This window comes from Pseudomonas sp. MCal1 (assembly GCF_026341415.1).
Classification (GTDB): domain Bacteria; phylum Pseudomonadota; class Gammaproteobacteria; order Pseudomonadales; family Pseudomonadaceae; genus Aquipseudomonas.
Genome location: NZ_JAKUMP010000015.1, coordinates 172,204 through 197,814 on the forward strand (window position 1 = coordinate 172,204; position 25,611 = coordinate 197,814).

The 25,611-nt window shown below is 62.3% G+C and carries 21 protein-coding genes and 1 pseudogene; 17 read left to right on the top strand and 5 right to left on the bottom strand.

All coding sequences use genetic code 11. The annotated features are described in order from the left end of the window. Window positions 1–18 precede the first annotated feature (18 nt). Window positions 19–768 carry a hypothetical protein gene (locus tag MKZ87_RS23810; RefSeq protein ID WP_085686885.1) on the bottom strand — a complete coding sequence of 250 codons (750 nt, stop codon included), beginning with the start codon at window positions 766–768 and terminating at the stop codon, window positions 19–21. Window positions 769–1,014: 246 nt separating this feature from the next. Here MKZ87_RS23810 and MKZ87_RS23815 point away from each other — a divergent pair, with 246 nt between their 5' ends. The 3 genes from MKZ87_RS23815 to MKZ87_RS23825 all read left to right on the top strand — a co-directional run bounded on the left by MKZ87_RS23815 (window position 1,015) and on the right by MKZ87_RS23825 (window position 3,576). Continuing rightward, a complete protein-coding gene (locus MKZ87_RS23815; RefSeq protein WP_227232960.1) occupies window positions 1,015–2,163 on the top strand; it encodes an aldose epimerase family protein in 1,149 nt (382 codons plus the stop codon). 91 nt (window positions 2,164–2,254) lie between these two features. Then, complete coding sequence (locus MKZ87_RS23820; RefSeq protein ID WP_266202048.1) at window positions 2,255–3,076, top strand: aldo/keto reductase; 822 nt, start codon at window positions 2,255–2,257, stop codon at window positions 3,074–3,076. Between the two features lie 29 nt (window positions 3,077–3,105). Then, window positions 3,106–3,576, top strand: coding sequence for a DUF1810 domain-containing protein (locus MKZ87_RS23825; RefSeq protein ID WP_266202049.1), 471 nt, complete (start codon window positions 3,106–3,108; stop codon window positions 3,574–3,576). Here MKZ87_RS23825 and MKZ87_RS23830 read toward each other — a convergent pair. After that, window positions 3,541–5,901: a DNA polymerase II gene (locus MKZ87_RS23830; RefSeq protein WP_266202050.1), complete on the bottom strand. Its 2,361-nt coding sequence runs from the start codon at window positions 5,899–5,901 to the stop codon at window positions 3,541–3,543. The genes MKZ87_RS23825 and MKZ87_RS23830 overlap by 36 nt on opposite strands. A 189-nt stretch (window positions 5,902–6,090) precedes the next feature. Between MKZ87_RS23830 and MKZ87_RS23835 the strand changes: the two genes are divergently transcribed. Beyond that, entirely contained in the window at window positions 6,091–6,531 is a 441-nt protein-coding gene (locus MKZ87_RS23835; RefSeq protein ID WP_085698951.1) for a CBS domain-containing protein, read from the top strand. Window positions 6,532–6,689: 158 nt separating this feature from the next. Here the strand turns inward: MKZ87_RS23835 and MKZ87_RS23840 are convergent, their stop codons facing one another. Next, complete coding sequence (locus MKZ87_RS23840; RefSeq protein ID WP_085698949.1) at window positions 6,690–7,313, bottom strand: glutathione S-transferase; 624 nt, start codon at window positions 7,311–7,313, stop codon at window positions 6,690–6,692. Window positions 7,314–8,392: 1,079 nt separating this feature from the next. On the opposite strand from MKZ87_RS23840, the gene MKZ87_RS23845 reads away from it, so the two are divergent. The 12 genes and pseudogenes from MKZ87_RS23845 to MKZ87_RS23900 all read left to right on the top strand — a co-directional run bounded on the left by MKZ87_RS23845 (window position 8,393) and on the right by MKZ87_RS23900 (window position 21,487). Beyond that, window positions 8,393–9,211: a TonB family protein gene (locus MKZ87_RS23845; RefSeq protein ID WP_085703292.1), complete on the top strand. Its 819-nt coding sequence runs from the start codon at window positions 8,393–8,395 to the stop codon at window positions 9,209–9,211. A gap of 49 nt (window positions 9,212–9,260) precedes the next feature. After that, window positions 9,261–9,965: a MotA/TolQ/ExbB proton channel family protein gene (locus MKZ87_RS23850; RefSeq protein ID WP_007959058.1), complete on the top strand. Its 705-nt coding sequence runs from the start codon at window positions 9,261–9,263 to the stop codon at window positions 9,963–9,965. Next, entirely contained in the window at window positions 9,965–10,366 is a 402-nt protein-coding gene (locus MKZ87_RS23855; RefSeq protein ID WP_085703293.1) for an ExbD/TolR family protein, read from the top strand. The genes MKZ87_RS23850 and MKZ87_RS23855 overlap by 1 nt, the downstream gene beginning before the upstream one ends. Window positions 10,367–10,573: 207 nt before the next feature. Further along, window positions 10,574–13,279: a TonB-dependent receptor gene (locus MKZ87_RS23860; RefSeq protein WP_085703294.1), complete on the top strand. Its 2,706-nt coding sequence runs from the start codon at window positions 10,574–10,576 to the stop codon at window positions 13,277–13,279. Between the two features lie 88 nt (window positions 13,280–13,367). Beyond that, window positions 13,368–15,239, top strand: coding sequence for an extracellular solute-binding protein (locus MKZ87_RS23865; protein WP_085703295.1), 1,872 nt, complete (start codon window positions 13,368–13,370; stop codon window positions 15,237–15,239). 1 nt (window position 15,240) lies between these two features. After that, window positions 15,241–16,305: a microcin C ABC transporter permease YejB gene (locus tag MKZ87_RS23870; protein WP_085703296.1), complete on the top strand. Its 1,065-nt coding sequence runs from the start codon at window positions 15,241–15,243 to the stop codon at window positions 16,303–16,305. Beyond that, complete coding sequence (locus tag MKZ87_RS23875; protein ID WP_085703297.1) at window positions 16,305–17,327, top strand: ABC transporter permease; 1,023 nt, start codon at window positions 16,305–16,307, stop codon at window positions 17,325–17,327. The genes MKZ87_RS23870 and MKZ87_RS23875 overlap by 1 nt, the downstream gene beginning before the upstream one ends. Before the next feature lie 14 nt (window positions 17,328–17,341). After that, a pseudogene (locus tag MKZ87_RS23880) lies at window positions 17,342–19,040 on the top strand (ABC transporter ATP-binding protein). Between the two features lie 103 nt (window positions 19,041–19,143). Beyond that, window positions 19,144–19,665: a DUF3455 domain-containing protein gene (locus MKZ87_RS23885; protein ID WP_085703299.1), complete on the top strand. Its 522-nt coding sequence runs from the start codon at window positions 19,144–19,146 to the stop codon at window positions 19,663–19,665. A gap of 42 nt (window positions 19,666–19,707) precedes the next feature. Continuing rightward, window positions 19,708–20,241: a sigma-70 family RNA polymerase sigma factor gene (locus MKZ87_RS23890; protein ID WP_176247742.1), complete on the top strand. Its 534-nt coding sequence runs from the start codon at window positions 19,708–19,710 to the stop codon at window positions 20,239–20,241. Then, complete coding sequence (locus MKZ87_RS23895; RefSeq protein WP_085698931.1) at window positions 20,238–20,933, top strand: anti-sigma factor; 696 nt, start codon at window positions 20,238–20,240, stop codon at window positions 20,931–20,933. Before MKZ87_RS23890 ends, MKZ87_RS23895 begins: the two co-directional genes overlap by 4 nt. Window positions 20,934–21,046: 113 nt before the next feature. Continuing rightward, window positions 21,047–21,487, top strand: a complete 441-nt coding sequence (locus MKZ87_RS23900; RefSeq protein WP_011335081.1) for a hypothetical protein — start codon at window positions 21,047–21,049, stop codon at window positions 21,485–21,487. A 78-nt stretch (window positions 21,488–21,565) separates the two neighbouring features. Here MKZ87_RS23900 and MKZ87_RS23905 read toward each other — a convergent pair whose 3' ends face one another. Next, on the bottom strand, window positions 21,566–22,654 hold the full coding sequence (locus MKZ87_RS23905) for a DUF1615 domain-containing protein (RefSeq protein WP_266202051.1): 1,089 nt from the start codon (window positions 22,652–22,654) through the stop codon (window positions 21,566–21,568). A 194-nt stretch (window positions 22,655–22,848) separates the two neighbouring features. Here MKZ87_RS23905 and MKZ87_RS23910 point away from each other — a divergent pair, with 194 nt between their 5' ends. After that, window positions 22,849–24,378 carry an FAD-dependent oxidoreductase gene (locus tag MKZ87_RS23910; protein ID WP_085703302.1) on the top strand — a complete coding sequence of 510 codons (1,530 nt, stop codon included), beginning with the start codon at window positions 22,849–22,851 and terminating at the stop codon, window positions 24,376–24,378. Window positions 24,379–24,506: 128 nt separating this feature from the next. Here the strand turns inward: MKZ87_RS23910 and hemB are convergent, their stop codons facing one another. Continuing rightward, window positions 24,507–25,481, bottom strand: a complete 975-nt coding sequence (gene hemB / locus MKZ87_RS23915) for a porphobilinogen synthase (protein ID WP_007958982.1) — start codon at window positions 25,479–25,481, stop codon at window positions 24,507–24,509. Window positions 25,482–25,611 lie beyond the last annotated feature (130 nt).

The window sequence follows — 25,611 nt, forward strand, 5'->3', positions numbered from 1 at the left end:
CACTCTACCCGACCAGGCTCACTGCACGGGCAAGAAATTCAAAAACAGCAGGCTCTGGGCGTAATTCAGGCCGATGCGCCGGTAGCGCTCGTCGAGCATCTGGGTCAGCAAATCAAGGCGCGCCACGATTTTTCCGAACTCCGTGGCGAAGCTCAGATTGCTGCCCTCCTCGGAAATCTCGTTGGAGAACAGCAGCGGCTGGCCTTCCTTGTTCTGCCGCTGGGCGAGGATCCACGTGGCTTTCTCGATGTTGCGCGCGGCGTTGTTGACGAAGGTCGGGTTGATCGCATCGGTCATGTAGAACTCGGTGCGGTTGCCGTGGGCGGTGACCAGCATGCTGCCGATCGCATAGATGAACGCGCCGACCCGGTCGCCGAGAAATTCAGGGCTCATGGCATAGCTCAGCGCGGCCAGGTCTTTTTTGCCGCCGAGGGTCGGCAACGGTTGTTGCTGTTCGACGGCCAGCCGCACTTGTTTGACCGCGGTACGAATGTCGAGAAAACCGGATTTGCGCAACTCGTCCGGGTTGCGCAGGTACAACTTGCCCATCAAGCGATAGAGGCTGTCGAGGTTGTCGCGCATCGCCAGCGTGGCCATGCGATCGACGCTGGTCTGAAGAAACTCCTGCGGCCTGCCCTCGCGCATCTGGGTGATGAAGTTGTTGCCGTCCTGATGGCTGCAACCGCCGAGCAACAGCGTCGACAGGCAGGCCAGCAGCAGGCACGGGCGATGAATGAATGCAGCGATGGGGTGCAAAACTCTCGGCATGAATTCTTTGACGGACACGTTCCTGTGCGGCGGAAGTCACCGCACCCTGGCCATGGATAGAGCCGGGGATTTCGCAAAAGTGCAGTGCCGGCGTGGATTCCCGATCTTCGGTTCACAATGCCCAAGGAATTTAGTCCGACTTTATTTTTGCATTAACCGTTTAATCCGCTATAAATCTTCACTTGAACATCAATTAGCATGACTATTTAGAGATTTTTAAAACAACAACAAAAAGGAAGGTCAACCATGCTTCAATCCCGACACTCACTTTGCGGCCTCGGACTGTCCCTGATGATCGCCACTCTCTCCGCCCAGGCCGCCGGCCTGTCCAGCGAACACAAAGCCTTCGGCAAGACCAATGACGGCACGCCCGTCGAGCAATACATCCTGCGCAACAGCCACGGCATGCAGGCCACGGTCATCACCTACGGCGCCACCTTGCAGTCGCTGCAAGTGCCGGACAAACACGGCAAGCTCGACGACATCGTCCTCGGCTTCGACGATGTGCAGGGTTACCAGAAAGGCACCGCGTACTTCGGCGCCACCATCGGCCGCTTCGGCAATCGTCTTGCCGATGGTGCCTTCGAACTCGACGGCAAACGCTATCAAGTGCCACAGAACGACAAGACCAACGCCTTGCACGGCGGCACTCAGGGTTTCGACAAAAAGGTCTGGAAGGCAACGCAAACCAAAGACAAGGATTCGGTGGGCGTGACCCTGACCTACCTGTCGGCGGATGGTGAAATGGGGTTCCCCGGCAATCTCACCACCGAAGTGACCTACCGCCTCACCGACTCCAACGAGCTGCGCATCGACTACAAGGCCAGCACCGACAAACCCACGGTGCTCAACCTGACCAACCACAGCTACTTCAACCTCGCCGGCGCCGGCAATGGCGACATCCTCAAGCAAGTCGCCACCCTGCACGCCAGCCATTACACCCCGGTCACCGCCAAACTGATCCCGACCGGCGAACTGGCCCCCGTGGCCGGCACGCCGATGGACTTCACCAAACCCACCGCCATCGGCCAGCACATCAAGGCCGATCATCCGCAACTGAAATTCGCCGAAGAGAAACAGGGTGGCTTCGATTTCAACTGGGCGCTGGACACCAAGGGTGACGTCAGCAAACTCGCCGCCGAAGTCAGCGACCCGCAATCGGGCCGCCACTTGCAACTGTTCACCACCGAACCTGGCGTGCAGTTCTACACCAGCAACTTCCTCGACGGCACGGTCAAGGGCAAGGGTGGCAAGGTCTATCCGCACTGGGGCGCGTTCACCCTGGAAACCCAGCACTACCCGGATTCGCCGAACCAGCCGAACTTCCCGAGTACCCGCCTCGATCCCGGCCAGACCTATACCCAAAGCGTTGTGTTGAAGTTCTCCGCCAGGTAACCACTCCTGCCTCCTTTCTGGAACCGGACGGAACCCGTGGGCTATCCTGCTGCCCACTCAAGGTATCGACCGTTTCAGAAAGGAGGTTTGAATGCGTACCCTCGAACTGGCTGGCGTGCAGGTTCCGGTGATTGGCCAGGGCACCTGGCGCATGGGCGAAGACCGCTCGGCGCACAAGCGTGAAGTGGCCGCCCTGCGCAGCGGTATCGAACTGGGCATGACCCTGATCGACACCGCCGAAATGTACGCCGAGGGCGGTGCCGAAAGCCTGGTCGGCGAGGCCATTGCCGGCCTGCGCGATCAAGTGTTCCTGGTGAGCAAGGTCTACCCGCACAACGCCAGCCGCAAAGGCATTCCCCAGGCCTGCGAGCGCAGTCTGCGCCGGCTCGACACCGATTACATCGATCTCTATCTGCTGCATTGGCGCGGCCAGTATCCGCTGGACGAAACCGTCGAGGCCTTCGAGCGTTTGCGCGAAGACGGCAAGATCTGCCGTTGGGGCGTCTCGAACTTCGATGTCGACGATCTTGAGGAGCTGTCGAGTTCGGTCTGTGCCACCAATCAGGTGCTGTACAACCTGGAGGAACGCGGCATCGAATTCGACCTGCTGCCGTGGTGCCAGCAAGCGCGCATGCCGTTGATGGCGTACTGCCCGATCGGCCAGGGCGGTGCGATGCTGGCCGAGCCGGTGCTGAAACAGATTGCCACTCGTCACGGCGTGACCCCGGCACAGGTTTCGCTGGCGTGGATTCTGCGTCAGGATGGCGTGATTGCGATTCCCAAGGCCGTGCGCCCGGAACACGTGCAGCTCAATGCACAGGCGGCGCAGCTGCAACTTGATGCCGGGGATCTGGCGGCGCTGGACCAGGCGTTTCACGCGCCACAACGCAAGCAGCGGCTGGCCATGGTCTGAGCCACCGCCGACTGACAGAGGGCTTCGCCATGAGAAGCACTGATCAGGACGATCCATTCAACCTGCAACGCTTCCTGCTCGCCCAGGACCCGGTGTTCGAACGGGTCCAGCGCGAGCTCGACGAGGGCCGCAAACGCAGCCACTGGATGTGGTTCGTGTTCCCGCAGTTCGCCGGGCTCGGGGGCAGCGAGATGTCGCGGCGGTTCGCCATCAGCTCCGCCGGGGAAGCCCGAGCCTATCTGGCCCATGAACTGCTCGGCGCCCGGCTGCGGACCTGCACGCAGCTTGTACTGAATGTGCAGCAACGCTCGATTGCCGACATCTTCGGCCACCCGGACGATCTGAAATTCCACTCATCGATGACGTTGTTCGCCCAGTTCGCGGACGACGACAGTCTCTGGCATCAGGCGCTCGAGCGTTATTTCCACGGCATCCAGGACGAATGGACCCTGCAACTGCTGGACTCAAAACAGGCCCAGTTGCCCCCCGATCAGGGTTGAGAAATCGTCGTCGACAAACGGCAGGATCGCATCCGCCACCGGTTGCAGCTGGCGGGTGATGTAGTGGTCGTAGTCGATGGCCGCGCGGCGCACTTCCAGCGGCTCGGGGCCGGCCAGGGTGATGACGTAGCTGATCCAGCCACCGTTCTGGTATTGCCGTGGGCGACCGTGTTGCGCGTTGTAATCGTCGGCCAGCCGCGCGGCACGAACATGCGGCGGTACGTTGCGTTCGTAGTCGTCGAGGGTGCGGCGCAGGCGCTTGCGGTAAACCAGTCGCTCGTCGAACTCACCGGCCAGGGTCTTGCGCACGTACTCGCGCACGTAATCCTGATACGGCCTGCGCTGGAAAATCCGCTCGTAAAGCTCCTGCTGAAACTGCCGGGCCAGCAGCGACCAGTCGGTGCGCACGGTCTCCAGGCCTTTGTAGACCATTTCCTCACTGCCGTCGGCGCGGGTCACCAGGCCGGCATAACGCTTTTTGCTGCCCTCTTCCGCGCCACGAATGGTCGGCATCAGGAACCGTTTGTAGTGGGTTTCGAACTGCAATTCGAGGGCGCTTTCCAGCCCGTACTGCTCACGCACATGCTCGCGCCACCAGTCGTTGACGTGCTGCACCAGCGCCCGGCCAATGTTCGCCGCCTCTTCCTGACCGTGGGGGCGACGCAGCCAGACGAAGGTCGAATCGGTATCGCCATAAATCACCGCGTGGCCCTGAGCCTCGATCAACTGCCGGGTACGCAGCATGATTTCGTGGCCGCGCAGGGTGATCGAGGACGCCAGTCGCGTATCGAAAAACCGGCAACCGCTGGAGCCGAGCACGCCGTAGAAGGCGTTCATGATGATCTTCAGCGCCTGGGACAACGGCGCGTTGTGCTCGCGTTTGGCGGTCTCGCGGCCCTCGGCGACCCGGGCGACGATGGACGGCAGGCAATGCCGGGTGCGGGAGAATCGGGCACCGCGAAAACCCGGCACCGAATCGGCGTCATCCGGATGCTGCAAGCCTTCGATCAAGCCCACCGGGTCAATCAGAAAGGTGCGGATGATCGACGGATAAAGGCTCTTGTAGTCGAGCACCAGCACCGATTCGTACAGCCCCGGTTGCGAGTCCATGACAAATCCGCCGGGGCTGGCCTGCGGCGGATTGGTACCAAGGTTCGGCGCCACAAAACCCTGACGGTGCATCAACGGCATATACAAGTGCGTGAACGCTGCCACCGAGCCGCCGCTGCGATCCGCCGGCAAACCGGTGACGCTCGCGCGCTCAAGCAAAAACTTCAGCAGCTCGGTCCTGGCAAAAATCCGCGTGACCAGTTCGCAGTCCTTGAGGTTGTACTTGGCCAGCGCCGGTTTGTCCTCGGCGAACATGCGGTTGATCTCGTCCATGCGCTGGTACGGGTTGTCGATCGACTTGCCCTCGCCGAGCAGGGTCTGGGCGACGTTTTCCAGGCTGAACGAAGGGAAACTCCAGGTCGCCGAACGCAGGGATTCGATGCCATCGATGATCAACCGCCCCGCCGCTGCCGCGAAGTAATGATTGCGGCTGCCGTGTTCGCGCCACTGCATTTCCTCACCGTCGCGCCCGAGCTTGAGCGGCACACCGAGGCGTCGGGCGTGCTCATGGAGAATGCGCAAGTCGAACTGCACGAGGTTCCAGCCGATGATCGCGTCGGGGTCGTGACGGGCGAACCAGTCGTTGAGTTTCTTGAGGATCAGGGTTCGCGATTCGCAATACTCAAGGTCGAAATCGACGATGCTGTGATCGCCGTTCGGTGCGCCGAGCATGTACACCTGGCGTTCACCGCAGCCCTCCAGCGCGATGGAATACAACTCGCCCTGCTCGGTGGTTTCGATGTCCAGCGAGACCAGGCGCAATTGCGGACGATAGTCGGGCGCAGGCTTGAGGTGGGCGTCGAGCAACATACCGTCGGCATCGGGCGTGCCGCCGAACCACACCGGCGCGGTGATGAAGCGCTCCATCAGGTAACGCTCGGGCGGTCGCACATCGGCTTCGTAGACGTCGATACCGTGGCGGTTAAGCGTGGTCTCCAGGCGCATCAACTGACCGTGCTGCTGGCAATACAGCCCAAGCACCGGGCGATGCTCGAAATCCTGCAAAGCGAGGGGGCGCAGTTCGACGTTCTTTTCGTCCGCCAGCACCCGCTCGGACTGCTCACGCTGCGCCGCCGGGATGAACGCCACCGACGGCTGATGCGCAAGACGCACACGGCGCGGGCCGGCGTCAGTCGCCAGCCAGAACTCGACTTCAGTGCCGGCCGGGGTGTCGCGCCAATGCCGGGTCAGGACAAAACCCTGCTGTAAATCCACCACTGCGACCTCAAGAATTGATTCAGACGGGCATTCTACGCGGCATTGCCGTAACCGGTGACAAAGGCCTCGCCATGAAAAACCCGGTCAAATGACGTTTTTTGCGTGTTATCTGCCGTTTTGCGACCTTGCTCTGTGCGCCACGGTCTACGATGCTTGAAGAACAACGACAACACCTGAGTAACCGCCATGAAAACCGTCGCCCAACTGCTCAAGCTCAAAGATCAGAAAAATCAGGAAGTGCACCAGATCAAACCCGATCACATGGTGCTCGAAGCGCTGATGAAAATGGCCGAGAAGAACGTCGGCGCCTTGCTCGTGGTGGAAGACGAAAAAGTGGTGGGTATCATCAGCGAGCGCGACTACGCGCGCAAACTGGTGCTGCACGGGCGCTCGTCGGTGGGCACGCCGGTGCGCGACATCATGGTGGCGAACGTGATCACGGTGGACACTCACCAGACCGTCGACACCTGCCTGGGCATCATGTCCGACAAACGCCTGCGTCACTTGCCCGTGGTGGAGGACGGCAAACTGATCGGACTGCTGTCGATCGGCGACCTGGTCAAGGAAGCGATCGCCGAACAGGCCGAGCTGATCAAACAGCTGGAGCAGTACATTCGCGGCGAGTGATGCCGCCACCCTGATCGTTCCCACGCTCCTGATGTTCGTTCCCACACTCTGCGTGGGAATGCCTCCTGTGACGCTCTGCGTCACGCTTTGGGACGCGGAGCGTCCCGGGCTGCATTCCCACGCAGAGCGTGGGAACGATCACCATCAGATTCGATTTCTTAACCGGGCCAATGCCGCGCAAAGACCGGCGCCAATACCGGGTGCCGGTCGATGCGCTGCAGCCACGCATGGAAACCGGGTCGAGCCTGGCGCAGGTGTTCGCGGGCACCGGCCCAGCGCGTGACCACCGCTGCCAGCACATCCAGCGCCCCTGGCGTTTCATCGTCCAGGTACAGCTCGGCGGAGAACTGGTCGGCAAACACCTCCCAGGTCCAGTGCAGTCGCTCCCGCGCACCCGCCATCAGATTCTGCCGCGAGGCCTCGTCCGGCATCACCAGCCAGCGCTCGGGGTAATCAATGACGCCGATGGCCGCGTAACAATTGCTGACGATGTACACCAAACCGCGAATCGCCTGATCCCGATCAGCGCCTGTGGCGGGCAGCAGACCGGATTGCGGGAAACTCAACCCCAGATGAATCAGGATTGCCGCACTTTCGGTGATGACACTGCCGTCCGGCAGTTGCAGGGTCGGGATCTGTTTGAGCGGGTTGAGCCGCGCCAGCTCCTGCGCCGCTTCCGCGCTGGCCTCGATATCGATGAAGCGGTAAGCCACCTGGCACAGCTCGAGCGCCGCCTCGATGGCCGCCGCCCCTGAATTGCGATGTCCGTAGAGCTGATACATAACCCCTCCTCCACTGCGAAAGGCATCCTGCCTGGGCCTATTTATAGCTGTTGTATCGAATTTGGCACGGATTGCGCATTGATCGGCAGCTTGCGAATCCCTGATCTCGCAAAACAGCGCTGGCGGTGCCCATCCCGCACCAAGAGCAATCAGCGAACGCTATCCGCGTTCTTGTAAGGTGCGATACCGAACCAAAAGTTCGCGTATCCGAGCTGGCAACAAGGAGTTCACCGCGTGAATCTTCATCTGCTGCGCCACACTCTTCTCTGCGTCCCCGTGTACCTGCGCCGTGTTCGTCCTGCGAACAGTCCGTGCATTCCTTTTATTACCTGAACGCCTGCACTATTTATTTTTTAAATAGTACGCAAGAAGTCATTGCGTGCGCGCTGCATTAATGAATGCAACAACACATTGTTCGACAATAACTTCCAGACAGCACATCGATACAACTTTCGCCGTTCGGCGTTAATGTTCAAAGCGCACCAAAACTGCACTGTCAATCATTACCCCGAGCCTTACTTTATTTAGACAAGAACAAGGAATATCGCCTGTGACCCGCTAAAACACTGACCCGCACCAAATCAGTCCGCCACGCACCATCAAGCGTCCTGGCCGACACGAGAACAGCCGCTCTATCTCGCTGAACAGCGCGATACCGCGCCAAGCCTGTCTCGCCCCGAAAAAAGCCCTGCAAACAGGGCCGTCGGGAGGTTATGCGCCCATGAAAACCGGCGTGCTCAATGAAACTTATATAAATGCGACACAGGCATCATCCGTGAAATAACCGCTACACAATTGGTCACTCTTTGGCACAGCGGTTGCTATTGCATCAACCATGAGGGCAAGAATGATGTTCGCCACTCAATTGCACACTCACTTATAAAAGAACAGCCACGGACCGGATCAATGAACCATCGAAGTCGGCATTACTGAAGCAACAAGCTGCACAAGCCCTGTTCAATAGATAGTTTAACTATCGGCTTCTGCACACCTGTATGAAAGTTGCGACCACTCACTCGAACAACCCTGTGTTGTTCGAACGGCACCTTATTGCCCTTCATCCACCCGAGGGAGCTTTAATGAACGATGCGGTAAAGCACAGAACGCCGCCGGGGCCATTACCGAACGCAGCGCTTGCGTCGGTGGCGGATCGGCCCGTCTATAAGGCCAACACTTCACAGCCCGGCGGCCTGAACAAACAGCAGATGCTGTTGCTGGTAGCGGTGTCGGCGTTGATACACGGCGGCGCCTGGTGGTTTTTCCAGCAGGCCAGGGCCGAGCCGCTGCCCACGCCACCGGAAATTCCGGAAATGACCGTCGAGCTGACCAGCCCGACACCTCCGGCCCCGCCGACACCGGAGCCGCCGCCCCCACCACCGCCCCCGCCCGAGCCGGAACAACCGGTGGAAGACGAGGACGCGGTCAAGCCGCCGCCCAAACCGGTGGAGAAACCCAAGCCGATCGAAAAACCGAAACCGGTCGAGAAACCCAAACCGGTGAAAAAGGTCGAGCCGCCGAAAGCGCCGCCCGCCCCTGCGCAACCGGCTGCGCCTGCCGCCCCGGCCACTCCGAGCGCGCCACCGGCACCTGCGGCGGCACCGGGCCCGGTGAAAGAGACGGCGGCGATATCCGGCCTCGCCAGCCTCGGCAACCCGCCGCCGGAATACCCGTCGCTGGCCCTGCGGCGCAACTGGGAAGGCAGCGTGGTGCTGCGGATTCAGGTGCTGGCCAACGGTCGCGCAGGCTCGGTGACGGTGACCAAGTCCAGCGGCAAGCCGCAACTGGATGACGCGGCGGTCGCGGCGGTGAAGGCCTGGAAGTTCATTCCGGCCAAACGCGGTGACACACCGATCGACGGCTTCGCCACCCAGACCATCGATTTCAAATTGCCGCAATGACGGCGCGACAACCGAACTCACAACCGATTAACGCAAGCGAGGTGTAGCCATGAACGATTCTCTGTCTTCGATGATTGTCCCCGGCGTGCTCTGGGGGCTGGTGCTGTTTTCCGTGGTCAGCTGGGCGATCCTGCTGGTCAAGTCGGCGCAATACCTGCGCCAGAAAACCCAGAACCGGCAGTTCAGCAAAGCCTTCTGGGGCGCGCCGGATTTGCTCACCGCCGCCGAACACGCCAGCCAATATCCGGGCTCGCTCGCGCGGATCGCCAGCAGCGGGTTCGAAGCCCTGCTGGTAGAAGAATCCCCGCGCACCACCCAGCAACTGGCGCACACCATCAACCGTTCCGACCGACTGGAACGCAATCTGCGCCAACAGATCCAGAAGGAACGCCGCTCGCTGGAAAACGGCCAGGCGATCCTCGCCAGTATCGGCAGCACCGCGCCGTTCATTGGCCTGTTCGGCACCGTGTGGGGAATCATGGAAGCCCTGCAAAGCATCGGCGCCAGCGGTTCGGCCAGCCTGGAAACCGTGGCCGGGCCGATCGGCCACGCGCTGATCGCCACCGGTGTGGGGATTGCCGTCGCGGTGCCGGCGGTGCTGATTTACAACTTCTTCCTGCGACGCCTGAAGCTGGCCTCGGCAGACATGGATGACTTCGCCCACGACTTCGACGCCCTCGCCTCGCGCAGCGCGTTTTCCATCAGCCGCCAGGCTATCGCCAAATCCACGGCCGCCGTGCGGGAGGCCAGCTGATGTCCTTTTCCACTCAAGACAGCGATGAAGTGCTCAGCGAAATGAACGTCACGCCGCTGGTGGACGTGATGCTCGTGCTGCTGGTGGTGTTCATCGTCACCGCGCCGCTGATGACTAACGCGATCAAGGTCAACCTGCCGAAAACCGACGCCGTCGCCCCCGCCGAAAAGAAAGATCCGGTGGTGGTCAGCGTGGATCAGGACGGCAAGTTCTTCCTGGCCAAGACCGAGCTGGCGCCGGAATCACTGGAGGCCAGCCTCAAGGAGGTCAAGGCCAGGGACGCCGAAGTGCGCGTGCAGCTGCAGGCCGACTCCGCCGTGAATTACGGCCAGGTGGCCAAAGCCATGGCGTCCATCGAGCGCTCGGGCATTACCAAGATATCGGTGATGACCACCCGCTGACGGCGGTGCCGGGCGCGCAGTGAGGGACGCGCCCGGCACCGCTCGTTGAATCCCGTCGCAATCGGCCGACCGAAAAACGCAGCGCGTCTTCGGAGGGGATCGGCTTGCTTGAAGAAAGTGGTTTTCGCGGCGCGGCACCACCGTGCTCCGCGCAAAGAGGGCTCACAAGGCCATTTCGATAAACGTCTAACAAAGTCGGAAACAACCATGCTGATGAACACTCCACGCTTCACGCTCAAACCTCTGGTGGCGACGATTTCCCGCCACCGTTTCGTTCCGTTGTACCTGGTGGCCATGGGGATGGGCGCCGGGGTTCAGGCGGCCGAGGACGACAACAACGCCCCGGCCGCCGCTGCGGTGGTCGCACCGACCACGCAACTGCAACGGGTCGAAGTCACCGGTTCGGCGATCCGTCGGGTCGACGCGGAAACGGCGGTGCCGATCACCGTGCTCAAGGCCGATGAGCTGCGCAAACAGGGCGTGACCACCACCGCCGAACTGGTGCAGCGCATCACCGGCAGCCAGTCGATCAACAACAGCGCTGGCTCGGTCGGCTCGGCCACCGGCGGCGCCTCGTTCGCCGACATGCGCGGCATCGGCGCGAACAAGACACTGGTGCTGCTCAACGGTCGCCGGCTGGCCAACAACGCCCTGTCGGGCACCAACTCGGCCGGCGGCGCGGTGGATCTGAACATGATCCCGTTTGCCGCGATCGAGCGCGTGGAAGTGCTGCGCGACGGCGCCTCGGCCCTGTACGGCACCGACGCCATCGGCGGCGTGATCAACTTCATCACCAAAAAATCCATGACCGACGGCCAGCTCACCCTCGGCGGCGAAACCCCGACCCACAGCGGCGGCGGTGCGACCAAGGACATGAGCGCCAGCTGGGGCTACGGCGACCTGGAGCAGGACCGCTTCAACGTGCTCGGCGTGTTCAACTACAACAAGCAGCAGAACCTCGACGCCAACGACCGTTCGTTCGCCCGCGACTACGTGCCCGGCCGTGGCCTGGACCAGACCTCCGGCACCGCGTTCCCCGGCAACTACAGCCAGAACGGCAACGCCACCAACCCGCTGGCCAACAGCAATTGCAACGGCCCCAACCTGGTGGCCCGCGATGGCCTCTGCCGCTTCAGCACCCGCGAGTACATCGACCTGGTGCCAGAGACCGAGAAGACTTCGTTCTTCGGCAAGACCACCGGCAAACTGGCCGACGACCACAACGTCAACCTCGAATACTTCTGGTCGCGCAACAACAACGCCACCGCCGTGGGACCTGCACCATTGACCGGCCTGAGCCTGGATTCGTCCTCGCCCTACTACCCCGGCAACGGCATCACCCCGGCACCCACCGGTTTCGCCCTCGACCCGACGCAACCGGTGGACGTGAACTGGCGCGAAACCGCCGCCGGCCCGCGCGAATCGAAAGACCAGAACACCAGCCAGCGCTTTTTGCTGAGCTTCGACGGCCTGGTCGGCGGCTGGGACTACAACGTCGGCGCCTCGTACAACCAGAACAAGATCGTCTCCAGCGTCACCAGCGGCTACGTCAGCGATCAGGCGATGATCGACGGTCTGGCCAGCGGCCTGCTCAACCCGTTCGGCCCGCAGACCAGCGCCGGTCAGCAATACATCGATCAGGCCGCTTACCACGGCGCCTATTCCACGGCGGTCGGCCGGGTCGCCGGTTTCGACGGGCGGATCAGCCGCGAGATCGGTGACTGGTTCGGTGCCGGCCCGTCGGGTCTGGCGCTGGGCGGCGAGTACCGCAAAGAGAAATTCCACCAGGATTTCGAAGCCTTTGCCGGCGACATCCAGAGCCTGGGCATCGACCCGGCCGGCAGTGTCGAGGGCGACCGCAGCGTGAAAGCCGCCTACGCGGAAATCAACGTGCCGGTGCTCGACAGCCTGGAATTGTCCGCCGCGGTGCGTCACGACAAATACAGCGACTTCGGCAGCACCACCAACCCGAAATATTCGTTCCGTTATCAGCCGCTCAAGGAACTGGTGGTGCGCGGCGCCTACAGTGAAGGCTTCCGCGCGCCGTCGCTGTATGAGTTGTATTCGCCGCGCAGCATCACCTACACCCAGGGCTACTACAACGACCCGGTGCTGTGTACCGGCGGCGTGGTGCAACCGGGCGGCAACGGCGGGCGCGATTGCGGTCAGCAGTTCCTCAACCAGATCGGCGGCAACGAAGACCTGGCACCGGAGAAAGCTCGCAACGTGACCTTGGGCTTCGTTTATCAGCCGGTCAACAATCTGTCCGTGGGCCTGGATTTCTGGTGGATTCACATCTCCAACCAGATCCAGCCGTTCCCGGAATCCACCGTGTTCGATCAGGCCGGCAGCTACCCTGACCGCTTCGTGCGCAACGCCGACGGCACGCTCAACTACATCGTCACCGGCAACGCCAACCTCGGCATCGTCGAAACCAATGGCGTCGATGTGTCGCTGGACTATCGCTTCCCGAACACGCCGTACGGTCAGTTCGGTCTGGGCCTGCAAGGCACTTACGTCGACGAGTACGACTTCCAGAGCACCATCAAGGGCCCGTTCACCGACAAGGTCGGCGACTTCAGGGGTGACGGGGTGATTGCCCGCTGGAAACACAACCTGACCGGCTCCTGGACCTTCGGCGCCGCCCGCGCGGCGCTGACCAACCGCTTCACCACCGGCTACAACGACTACGACCGCGAGACCAACGCGCGGGTCGCGTCGTACTCGGTGTGGGACCTGTCGGCCGGCTACACCTTCGACAAAGTGCTGGACGTCGATGCCGGGGTGAAGAACCTGTTCGACCGCGATCCACCGTTCTCCAACCAGGCCTACAACTTCCAGAGCGGTTATGACCCGCGCTACACCGATCCGCTGGGTCGCACGCTGTTTGCGCGCATGACGTACCACTTCTAAGGATCGAGCACTGCATAACCCTGTGGGAGCCGACTTGCCAGCTCCCACAGGGGTTCCTTGTTCTTTCAGAGGTTTGAGGAGTGATCTCATGAACTTTTTGCGCAACATGGCCGGCCTGCTGCTCGGCAGTGCGCTGCTGTGCAACGCGACATCTGCGCTGGCCGGCGACAGTTACGCGATGACGGTGTACGGCGAGGCGCCGAAATACCCCGCCGGTTTCCAGCACTTCGACTTCGTCAATCCCGACGCACCGAAGGGCGGCTCGCTCAGCCGCGCTTCAATGGAGATCGGTCAGTACAACTACATCACCCCGTATGCCGATCAGGGCATTTCCGTGGTGCAGGTCAACGACTGGGTGTACTCGCCGCTGGCGTTCCGTTCGCTGGACGAGCCCTACACCGTCTACGGCCTGGTGGCGCAATCCATGGAGCGCGATCCCGGCGGTCTGTGGGTGCGCTTCAACCTGAATCCCGAGGCGCGTTTCGCCGACGGCACGCCGATCACCGCCGAGGACGTGCGCTACACCTTCGAGTTGCTGATGACCAAGGGCAGCCTGAGTTATCGCCAGCAATACGCCGATGTGCAGGACGTACTGGTCGAAGGCCCGCGACAGATTCGCTTCACCTTCAAGAACAACCTCAACCGCACCCTGGCGCTGGATCTGGCATCGCTGCGACCGGTGCCCGAGCACTGGTGGAAAACCCGCGACTTCGCCAACGGCGGCGGCTTCGAACCACCACTGGGCAGTGGCCCGTACCGGGTGAGCAAGGTCGATGCGGGGCGCAGCATCGGTTTCCAGCGCGATCCGGATTGGTGGGGCAAGGACTTGCCGGTCAGTCGCGGGATGTACAACTTCGACAGCCTGACCGTGAACTTCTACGGCGACACCGACGTCGCCCGGCAACTGCTGCAGGCCGGGGCGTTCGACTACAACCGCGAGTTTTCTTCATCCGGCTACGTGGTCGGCTACGACAGCCCGGCCCTGCGTGACGGACGCCTGCAACAGGCGATTCTCGCCCCGGACAAACCGACCAGCGCCCAAGGGTTTGTGTTCAACCTGCAGAACCCGTTGTTCAAGGATCACCGGGTGCGCAAGGCGCTGAGCCTGCTGTGGGATTTCGAGTGGACCAACAAGCAAATGATGCGCGGCTTCTACGTGCGCCAGAACAGCTACTGGCCGAAGAGTGAAATGGCCGCCACCGCCCTGCCCGACGCTGGCGAACTGGCGATCCTCGAACCGCTGCGCGGACAGATTCCGGACGAGGTTTTCAACCGGGTCTATCAGGCGCCGAAAACCGATGGCAGCGGCTACATCCGCGACAAGCAGTTGCAGGCCCTGAAACTGCTGGCGGAGGCCGGATGGACGCCGAAAAACAACCGCCTGGTAAACGCCGCCGGCGAGCCCTTCGAATTCACCTTCCTCGACGGCCAGGGCGGCTTCGACCGCATGCTGCTGCCCTACAAACGCAACCTGGCGCAGATCGGCATCACCCTGAATCTGCGGCGCATCGATTCGGCGCAGTACATCAACCGGCTTAACGCCCGGGATTACGACATGATCGTCACCAGTTTCCCCCGCAGCGGCGATCCGATCGTCTCGCCGGGCCGCGAGCTGTACAGCCTGTATGCCTCGCAGAGCGCCACACAAGTCGGCAGCTCCAATTCGATGGTGCTGGCGGACCCGGCGGTAGACCGGCTGATCGACGGCCTGGTCCAGGCCAATACCCGCGACGCCATGGTGCGTTACGCCCGCGCCCTCGACCGAGTGCTGCAATGGGGTGACTACATGATTCCCAACTACTACTCCAAAGGCACGCCGACGGTGTATCAGAACCGCTTCGGCAGGCCGTCGGTGCAACCGATTTACAGCGAAGGCCTCGACACCTGGTGGGAGGTCTCGGCCAAGCCGCTGACCAACCAGCAGATGAGTGCCCTGCACCACCTCGCGGGGGGCCAGTGACATGTGGCGTTATCTGAGTCGACGTCTGTTGCTGATCATCCCGACGCTGCTGTGCATTCTGGTGGTCAACTTCGTCATCGTGCAGGCGGCGCCCGGCGGCCCGGTGGAGCAGGCCATCGCTCGCCTGCAAGGCTTCGGCGGACACAGCATGGGCGGCGCCAGCGAAGTGACCGCGATCGGCGGGGCCGGACGCAGCAGCCGCGGCCTGGACCCGGCGCTGATCGAAGAGATCAAGCAGCACTACGGTTTCGACAAACCGATGCACGAACGCCTGTGGCTGATGCTCAAGAACTACGCGCAACTGGAGCTGGGCAGCAGCTTCTTTCGCGGTGCGAAGGTGACCGATCTGATCGTGCAGAAGCTGCCGGTGTCGCTGTCCCTCGGCCTGTGGGCAACCTTGATCACCTACCTGATTTCGATCCCGCTGGGGATCCGTAAAGCGATCAAAAACGGCAGCGCGTTCGATGTCTGGAGCAGCACGGCGATCATCGTCGGTTACGCGATGCCGGCGTTTCTGTTCGCGATCCTGTTGATCGTGGTGTTCGCCGGGGGCAGCTACGTCAACTGGTTTCCGGTGCAGGGGCTGGTCTCGGACAATTTCGACAGCCTGAGCCTGTGGGGCAAGGTCGGCGACTACCTGTGGCACCTGGTATTACCGGTGACGGCGCTGGTGATCGGCGGTTTTGCGACGCTGACGATCCTGACCAAAAACAGCTTCCTCAACGAGATCAGCCGTCAGTACGTGATCACCGCACGCGCCAAGGGCCTGACCGAACGACGCGTGCTCTACGGCCATGTGTTTCGCAACGCGATGCTGCTGGTGGTGGCCGGTGTGCCGTCGGCATTGATCGAGGTGTTTTTCGCCGGCTCGCTGCTGATCGAAACCATCTTCAACCTCGATGGCCTCGGGCGCATGAGCTACGAAGCGGCGGTGTCACGGGACTACCCGGTGGTGTTCGGCACGCTGTTCCTGTTCACCCTGTTCGGCCTGTTGATCAAGCTGATCGGCGACCTCTGCTACACCCTGCTCGACCCGCGCATCGACTTCTCGGCGAGGACTGCCTGATGTTCACACTCTCCCCTCTGGGCCGGCGGCGCCTCGCGCAATTCAAGGCCAACCGTCGCGGGCGCTGGTCGCTGTGGCTGTTCGTCGGGCTGTGCCTGATCTGCCTCGGCGGCGAACTGATCGCCAATGACAAACCGCTGGTGATCCGCTACCACGACGCTTTTTACTTCCCGATCCTCAGCGATTATCAGGAAACCGATTTCGGCGGCGAATTGCCCTTCCAGCCGGATTACGCCAGCAATTACGTGCACCAACTGATCGAGGATCAGGGCGGCTGGATGCTGTTCCCGCCGATTCCGTTCAGCTACGACACGGTCAATTACGACCTCACGGAACCGGCGCCGAGCCCGCCGTCCTCCAGCAACTGGCTGGGCACCGACGATCAGGCGCGGGACGTGTTGGCGCGGGTGATTTTCGGCACGCGGATTTCGATTCTGTTTGCACTGATCCTCACCGCCGTCAGTGCGCTGGTCGGCATCGTGGCCGGGGCGTTGCAGGGTTACTACGGCGGCTGGGTCGACTTGCTCGGGCAGCGGGTGCTGGAGATCTGGTCGGGGCTGCCGGTGCTGTACCTGCTGATTATTTTGTCGGGGTTCGTTTCGCCCGGTTTCTGGTGGCTGCTGGGGATCATGGCGCTGTTTTCCTGGCTGGCACTGGTGGACGTGGTGCGCGCCGAGTTCCTGCGCGGGCGCAGCCTGGAATACGTCAAGGCCGCGCGGGCCCTGGGCCTGACGGACAGCGAGTTGATGCGCCGGCACATTCTGCCCAACGCCATGACCTCAACCCTCACGTACCTGCCGTTCATTCTGACCGGCGCCATCGCCACCCTCACCGCGCTGGACTTTCTCGGTTTCGGCATGCCCGCCGGCACCGCGTCGCTGGGTGAACTGATCGGCCAGGCCAAGCGCAATCTGCAAGCGCCGTGGCTGGGGCTGACGGCGTTTTTTGCCCTGGCGCTGATTCTGTCCCTGCTGGTGTTCATCGGCGAAGCCTGCCGTGACGCGTTCGATCCGCGATCCTGATCCCCGGAGCTGAAATGACCGACAACCTGATTGAAATCCGCGACCTGCGCGTCGCCTTCGCCGGGCACGAAGTGGTGCACGGTGTGAATCTCGACATCCGCCGTGGCGAGTGCCTGGCACTGGTCGGCGAATCCGGCTCGGGCAAGTCGGTGGACGGCGCACTCGATCCTGCGTTTGCTGCCAGGCAAAACCGTCAGCAGCACGGGCAGCATCCGCTACAACGGCGTGGACTTGCTGCACGCCAGCGAACAGCAACTGCGCGGCTTGCGCGGCAACCGCATCGCGATGATTTTCCAGGAGCCGATGACTTCGCTGAACCCGTTGCACACGGTGGAAAAACAGATCAGCGAAGTGCTGGAGATCCACAAGGGGCTCAAGGGCCGCGCCGCGCGCCAGCGCACGCTGGAGCTGCTGGAACTGGTCGGCATTCGCCAGCCGTTGCAGCGCTTGAAGGCCTATCCGCACCAGCTCTCCGGCGGCCAGCGGCAACGGGTGATGATCGCCATGGCGCTGGCCAACGAGCCGCAATTGCTGATCGCCGATGAGCCGACCACCGCGCTGGACGTAACCGTGCAACAGAAGATTCTCGAACTGCTGATCGAGTTGCAGCAACGCCTCGGCATGTCGCTGCTGCTGATCAGTCACGACCTCAATCTGGTGCGGCGCATCGCCCAGCGGGTGTGCGTAATGCGCCACGGGGAAATCGTCGAACAGGCCGACTGCGCAACACTGTTCCGCACCCCGCAGCATCCCTACAGCCGCCTGCTGATCGAGGCGGAACCGTCGGGGGCACCGGTGCCGAGTCGCTACGATCACAACCTGCTGGAAGTGGACGATCTGAAAGTCTGGTTCCCGCTGCCCAAGACGTTGTTCAGCCGCACCCAGGAATACATCAAGGCCGTGGACGGCGTGAGTTTCCGGCTGCAACGGGGCAAGACCCTGGGCATTGTCGGCGAGTCCGGCTCGGGCAAGTCGACGCTGGGCCAGGCGATTCTGCGGCTGGTGGAATCCGAGGGCGACATTCGGTTCGGCAACAAGCAATTGAGCCTGTTCAATCAGCGCTTGATGCGCCCGTTGCGGCGACAGATCCAGGTGGTGTTCCAGGACCCGTTCGGCAGCCTCAGCCCACGGATGTCGGTGCAGCAGATCATCGCCGAAGGCCTGCTGACCCACGGCATCGGCACGGCGGAGGAACGTGAGGCGGCGGTGATCCGCGTGCTGGAGGAAGTCGGCCTCGACCCGCAGAGCCGCCATCGCTATCCCCACGAATTCTCCGGCGGCCAGCGCCAGCGCATTTCCATCGCCCGGGCACTGGTGCTGGAACCGGCGCTGATTCTGCTCGACGAACCGACCTCGGCGCTGGATCGCACGGTGCAGAAACAGGTGGTGGAATTGTTGCGGCAATTGCAGATCCGTCACGGCTTGACGTACCTGTTCATCAGCCATGACCTGGCGGTGGTGCATGCGCTGGCGCACGACTTGATGGTGATCAAGGACGGCAAGGTGGTGGAACAGGGAGCGTCGCGCCAGATTTTTGCGGCGCCGCAGCATGCGTATACCCAGGCGTTGCTGAAAGCCTCCGGCCTGAAGCCTGACAAAGATCCCTGTGGGAGCGAGCTTGCTCGCGAAGGCGTCGGATCAGTCAGCATTTATGTGGCTGACACACCGTATTCGCGAGCAAGCTCGCCCACAGGTGTAATCGATGGGGTTTGAAGTTTATTTTCCGGCCACTGCATCCAAACCGCTCCGTCACGGGTAGTCCCTGTAACAGCCCATTTTCGGCTGTCAGCGGTCTACCCTTTTCGGAGAAACACTGATGAACATCACCCAACTGATTGGCCTCACCGGTTTGCTCGCCGTTGCCTCGACAAGCTTTGCCCAAAGCAGTTATCCCGATGCGATCAAGGTGCCGGACGGCCACAGGATCGCGATGGAAACCACCGGGGTCGGCGAGATCACCTACGAATGCCGGGACAAGGCCAATGTCGCCGGCCAGACCGAGTGGGTGTTCGTCGGCCCGAAAGCGGTGCTCAATGATCGCAGCGGCAAACAGGTCGGCACCTACTTCGGCCCGCCCGCCACCTGGCAGGCGCAGGACGGCTCGAAAGTCACCGGCACGCAACTGGCCGTTGCGCCATCGAGCCCGGGTAACCTGCCCTATCAACTGGTCAAGGCCAACCCCGCCGAAGGCAAAGGCGCCATGAGCGGCGTGAGCTACATCCAGCGCGTCGCGCTCAAGGGCGGCGTGGCGCCGGGCAGTGAATGCACGGCGGCGAACAAGGGCCAGAAGGAAGTGGTGAAGTACCAGGCCGATTACATTTTCTGGGCGGCGAACTGAGCCTGACTGGACGTTTGCTCGATGCTTGCTAGATTGCAGGACATGTCATTGCCCGAAACCGCGTTCGATTACGAAGCCCGCCTCGCCGCCTGTGCCCGCGGCGAGCGCGGGGCCCTGCGCGAATTGTATGTGCAGGAAAGTCCGCGCCTGCTCGGTGTGGCCCGCCGTCTGGTGCGTGACGCGGCGCTGGCCGAAGACATCGTTCACGACGCCTTCATCAAGATCTGGGCCGGCGCGGCGGGTTTCGACCCGGCGCGCGGTTCGGCCCGGGGCTGGATGTTCAGCGTGACCCGCCATCTGGCGCTGAATGTGTTGCGCAATCACGACCGGGAAACACCGCTGAACGACAACAACGAATCTCCGGCGATTGATGACGGCTTCGATGCGCTGGCGCAATCGACCCGCGTCCATCGCTGCCTGCATCAACTGGAACCGCAACGTCGCCGCTGCATCCTTCACGCCTACGTCGACGGTTACAGCCACGCGCAGATCGCCCAGCGCCTCGACACGCCGCTGGGCACCGTCAAAGCCTGGATCAAACGCAGCCTCAATGCGTTGCGGGAGTGCATGGGATGACCACCGAATCGGCGCAGGAACGCGATGAACTGGCCAGCGAATACGTGCTCGGCACCCTCTCGGCCGAAGCGCGCGCCGAAGTGCAACGACGCTTGCCCAACGAGCCCGAGCTGCAAGCGGCCGTGGACGCCTGGGAGCGGCGTCTGCTGGAACTGACCGACCTCGTCCCGGCGCATCAGCCCTCGTCGCAACTGTGGCAACGCATTGAACGCACTGTCGGGCAACTCACCCATAAACCGGCACCAGAGATTTCCTGGTGGAACCGCCTGTCACTGTGGCGCGGCTTGAGCGCTGCGGGGCTGGCCGCGAGCTTGCTGCTGGGGTCGATCCTGTTGACCCAGACCACGCCGAAACCGAGCTTTCTGGTGGTGCTGGTCGCCCCGCAGGACAAGGCACCGGGCTGGGTGATCCAGGCCAGCAGTCCACGGGAGATTCAGTTGATTCCGCTGGGCGTGGTCGAGGTGCCGACCGACAAGGCCCTGGAGTTCTGGACCAAGGCCGACGGCTGGCAGGGGCCGGTGTCGCTGGGGCTGGTCAAGCCGGGGCAGGCGCTGTCGATCCCGCTGGACAAGCTGCCGCCGCTGCAACCGAACCAGTTGTTCGAGCTGACGCTGGAAGGCGCCAACGGCTCGCCGATCGGCAAACCCACCGGGCCGATCCAGGCGATTGGCCGTGCCGTGAAGGTGTTGTGACGAACCATCATCGGCGTCGATGTTCACCATCACGTCAATGAAGTTCTCTTAAAAAATCCCGGGCGTAACATCCGCTCCATACCAAACAAACAACACCCCCGGAGCACACCATCATGAAACGCCAAGTCATCCTCAGCATTGCCCTTTCGGTTCTGGCCTTCAACGCATTTGCCGCCAAGCCGGCCCACACCATGATCGCCGAAGGCGGTTCCGATCGTCTGATCGAACGCCGCGTTGCCGAAGGTGGTTCGGATCGTCTGATCGAACGCCGCGTCGCTGAAGGTGGTTCGGATCGTCTGATCGAACGCCGCGTCGCTGAAGGTGGTTCGGATCGCCTGATCGAACGCCGCGTCGCTGAAGGTGGTTCGGATCGTCTGATCGAACGCCGTGTCGCTGAAGGTGGCTCGGATCGTCTGATCGAACGCCGCGTCGCTGAAGGTGGTTCGGATCGTCTGATCGAACGCCGTGTCGCTGAAGGTGGTTCGGATCGTCTGATCGAACGCCGCGTCGCTGAAGGTGGCTCGGATCGTCTGATTGAACGTCGCGTCGCCTGAATGAATAGCTTGACCGCAACAACCCAGAAAAAACCCGGCTCCCGTCAGCCGGGTTTTTTTATACCTTTTTGATCGTCCTCAGCCCTTGGCCATGCAGCGCCGATAGCGCTCGTCGACCCGTTTGGCAAACCACGCCGTGGTCAGTTTGCGGGTGATCTTCGGGCTTTGCAGCACGATGCCCGGCAGCACCGCACGAGGCAATGTCTTGCCTTCCGCACGCTCGGCCAGCTCGAACACCCGCTGATACAGTCTGGTTTCCTCGAAGGCCAGGCTATCGCCCTTCTCCAGTTGATCGCGGATCACCGGATTACGCATGCCCAGCGATTTGCCGAGGGTGCGCACCGCCAGTTCCGTGCTGCCCGGCATGATCGCGCCCGGGCGGATCAGGTCGCCATCCAGCGCCAGCGCAATGCCCGAAGCGCGGCTGACCGCGTTTTGAAACGCCGCGTTGCGACTGGCGTACCAGCCGGCGTTGAAGTCGGCAAAGCGGTACAGCGGCTCGCGGTAACTCACCGGATACCCCAGCAAATGCGCGATACCGAAATACATCCCGCCACGACGGGTGAACACCTCGTGACGAATCGTCCCGTCCACCGGGTACGGATAGTCCTTGGCGTGCTGCTCGGCGAATTCAATGCTGACCTGCATCGGCCCGCCGGTGTGCACCGGGTGGAAACCGCTGAACAGCGTACGGCCCATCGGCACCGAGCCGATGAAGTCATCGAAAATCGCGCTCAATTCCTTTTCACTGCGGGCGGCGCTCAGGCGTTCGCTGTAGGTTTTGCCGTTGGGCGAGCGCACCTGCAAGGCACCACTGACCAACAGGCTCGGGATATGCACCTTGGCGGCGCGGCGGTCGATTTCGTCACGGGCGATCTTGCCCAGGCCGGGCACCGGCGGATCGACCTGAAAGGTCGATTCCTGCTCGGCAACGGCCAGCACCGAACACAGGTTTTGCGTGGTCGAGCTGATGCCCTGGGCGGCGAACGCGGCGTAGATGTCGGTGGCCCAGCCCTGGCGGTCGACGGTTTTTGCCGGCAGCAGGCGCACGATCTGCGCCTTGACCTCGGCGGGCGGGCGCGGCGCCGGTTCGATGCTGCGTTGACCGGCGCAACCGGCCAGCACCAGCAGCGCGGCGAGGCTGACGAATAATCGAGGGGTGTGCATAACGCTTCATCCAGTCCGTTGAGCCGGGTTAACCCTACGCGCAATCGCAGGGTGCAGGATAGGACTGCGGGCCGGCGACGCTGTTCCATCGTCCCGTTTGGCAGGCCGACTGGCCGCCCTCGCCGACTGATCCATACTTGCTGCTGCACACGTAGCGGCATGCCGCAGGTCAGGACACGCGAGGAGGACAGACCATGAACCGCAGTGATGTTCTGATCATTGGCGCAGGTCCCACCGGACTGGTGCTGGCCTTGTGGCTGAGCAAACTGGGCGTGCGCGTGCGCATCATCGACAAGACCTCCGCGCCTGGCACCACATCGCGGGCGCTGGCGGTGCAGGCGCGCACCCTTGAGCTGTACCGGCAACTGGATCTGGCCGACACAGTTGTGCGCAACGGCCATCGGGTGGCCGCGGCGAATTTCTGGGTCAAGGGCAAACCCGTGGCGCAACTGCCGCTGAACCGGATCGGCGATGGCCTGACACCCTATGCCTTTCTGGAAATGTACCCGCAGGACGAACACGAACGGCTGTTGATCGACCGCCTCGAAGACTACGACGTAACCATCGAGCGCAACACGACGCTGGAAAGCTTCACGGAAAACGGCGACGGCCTCACCGCGCATTTGCGCCTGCCGGATGGCGAGCAGGAAATCTGTCAGGCCTGCTATCTCGCCGGCTGTGACGGCGCCCGCTCGGTCGTGCGCAAAACCCTCGACACCGGTTTTCCCGGTGGCACTTATCAGCAGATTTTCTATGTCGCGGATGTGCGGGCCAGCGGCCCGGCGCTCAACGGCGAGTTGCATCTGGATCTGGACGAAGCGGATTTTCTGGCGGTGTTCCCGCTGGCCGGCGAAGGCCGTGCGCGGCTGATCGGCACCGTGCGCGACGAACGTGCTGATCGCGCCGAAACCCTGGAGTTTTCTGATGTCAGCAATCGCGCCATCGAACATCTGAACGTGCACATCGAGGACGTCAACTGGTTCTCCACCTACCGCGTGCATCACCGCGTGGCGGATCACTTTCGCCAGGGCCGTGCGTTTCTGCTTGGCGACGCGGCCCACGTACACAGCCCCGCCGGCGGTCAGGGCATGAACACCGGCATCGGCGATGCGATCAATCTGGCATGGAAACTCGCGGCAGTGCTCGGCGGCGCTGCCACACCCCAACTGCTCGACAGCTACGAGACCGAACGCATCGCCTTCGCCCGACGGCTGGTGTCGACCACCGACAAGGTCTTCAGCTTCGTCACCGCCGAAGGGCGCATGGCCGACCTGCTGCGCACGCGGCTGGCGCCGTTCCTGATTCCGAAAATGGCCTCATTCGAGTCCAGCCGCGAATTCCTGTTTCGCACGGTGTCGCAAATCACCGTCAACTATCGGGGCATGGCGCTGAGCGAAGGCGTGGCCGGGCACGTCCACGGCGGCGACCGCTTGCCGTGGGCCCATGATGGAGAGGGGGATAATTACGAGCCGTTGCGCCATCCGTGCTGGCAGGTGCATGTGTACGGTGACACCAGCGACGAGATGATCGCCTGGTGCAATGAACATCACTTGCCGCTGCACGTGTTCGACTGGCGTCCGGCGTTTGAAACGGCAGGACTGGGGCGCAATGGCTTTTACCTGTTGCGCCCGGATACCTACGTGGCGATTGCCGACAACAGCGCGGATCCGAAGGTGATCGAGCGGTACTTCCGTGATCACGGGATCCGTCCGTTTTTCACCTGATTCAGAACACCACAAACCACTGTGGGAGCGAGCTTGCTCGCGATAGCGATCTGTCAGTCAATGCAGGGTTGTCTGATACGCCGATATCGCGAGCAAGCTCGCTCCCACATTGGGTTTTGTGGTGTTGCTTAAATCCCGGCCAATGCCAGATCCATCGCAAAGTAGGTGAAGATCAGGTCCGCACCCGCGCGCTTGATCGCGCCGAGGCTTTCGCGCACCACGCGGTCTTCGTCGATGGCCCCGGCCTGGGCGCCGAACTTGATCATCGCGTACTCGCCACTGACCTGATACGCCGCCAGCGGCAGGGTCGAGGCTTCGCGGATGTCGCGGATGATGTCCAGGTACGCGCCGGCCGGTTTGACCATCAGTGCGTCGGCGCCTTCCTGCTCGTCGAGCAACGATTCGCGCAGGGCCTCGCGGCGGTTCATCGGGTTCATCTGATAGCTTTTGCGATCGCCTTTCAGCGCGCTGCCGCCGGCCTCGCGGAACGGGCCGTAGAGCGCCGAGGCGAATTTGGTCGAGTAGGCCATGATCGGAATCTGCGTGAAGCCGGCATCGTCCAGCGCCCGGCGGATCGCCCGCACCTGGCCGTCCATCGCCGCCGACGGCGCGATCACGTCGGCACCGGCACGCGCCGCCGCCACCGCTTGTTTGCCGAGGTTGATCAGGGTCTGGTCGTTGTCGACTTCATGGTTGTGCATCACGCCGCAATGGCCGTGGTCGGTGTATTCGCAAAAGCAGGTGTCGGACATCACGATCATCTCCGGCACGGCGTCCTTGGCGATCCGCGACATGCGCGACACCAGCCCGTTTTCGCGCCAGGTGTCGCTGCCGTTGGCGTCCAGATGGTGGGACACGCCGAAGGTCATCACCGACTTGATCCCGGCCCGGGCGTAACGCTCGATTTCACCGGCCAGTTTGCGCTCCGGAATGCGCATCACGCCGGGCATGCTCTTGATCGGCACGAAGTCGTCGATCTCTTCTTCGACGAAGATCGGCAGCACCAGATCGTTGAGGGAAAACTCGGTTTCCTGGAACAGGCTGCGCAGGCTCGCATTGCGGCGCAGACGGCGTGGACGTGCTTCGGGGAACTGACTGGACATGGGGCCTTTCCTGAAAACAGCGGATGAGACGAAAGTCGTAGGGGGCGAAGCTTATGCCTTGCGAGGATCGAGGTACAAACCTGGATCAATCAACAGTGCATTACCGGGGTCGCAATAATCGCCGGACTTT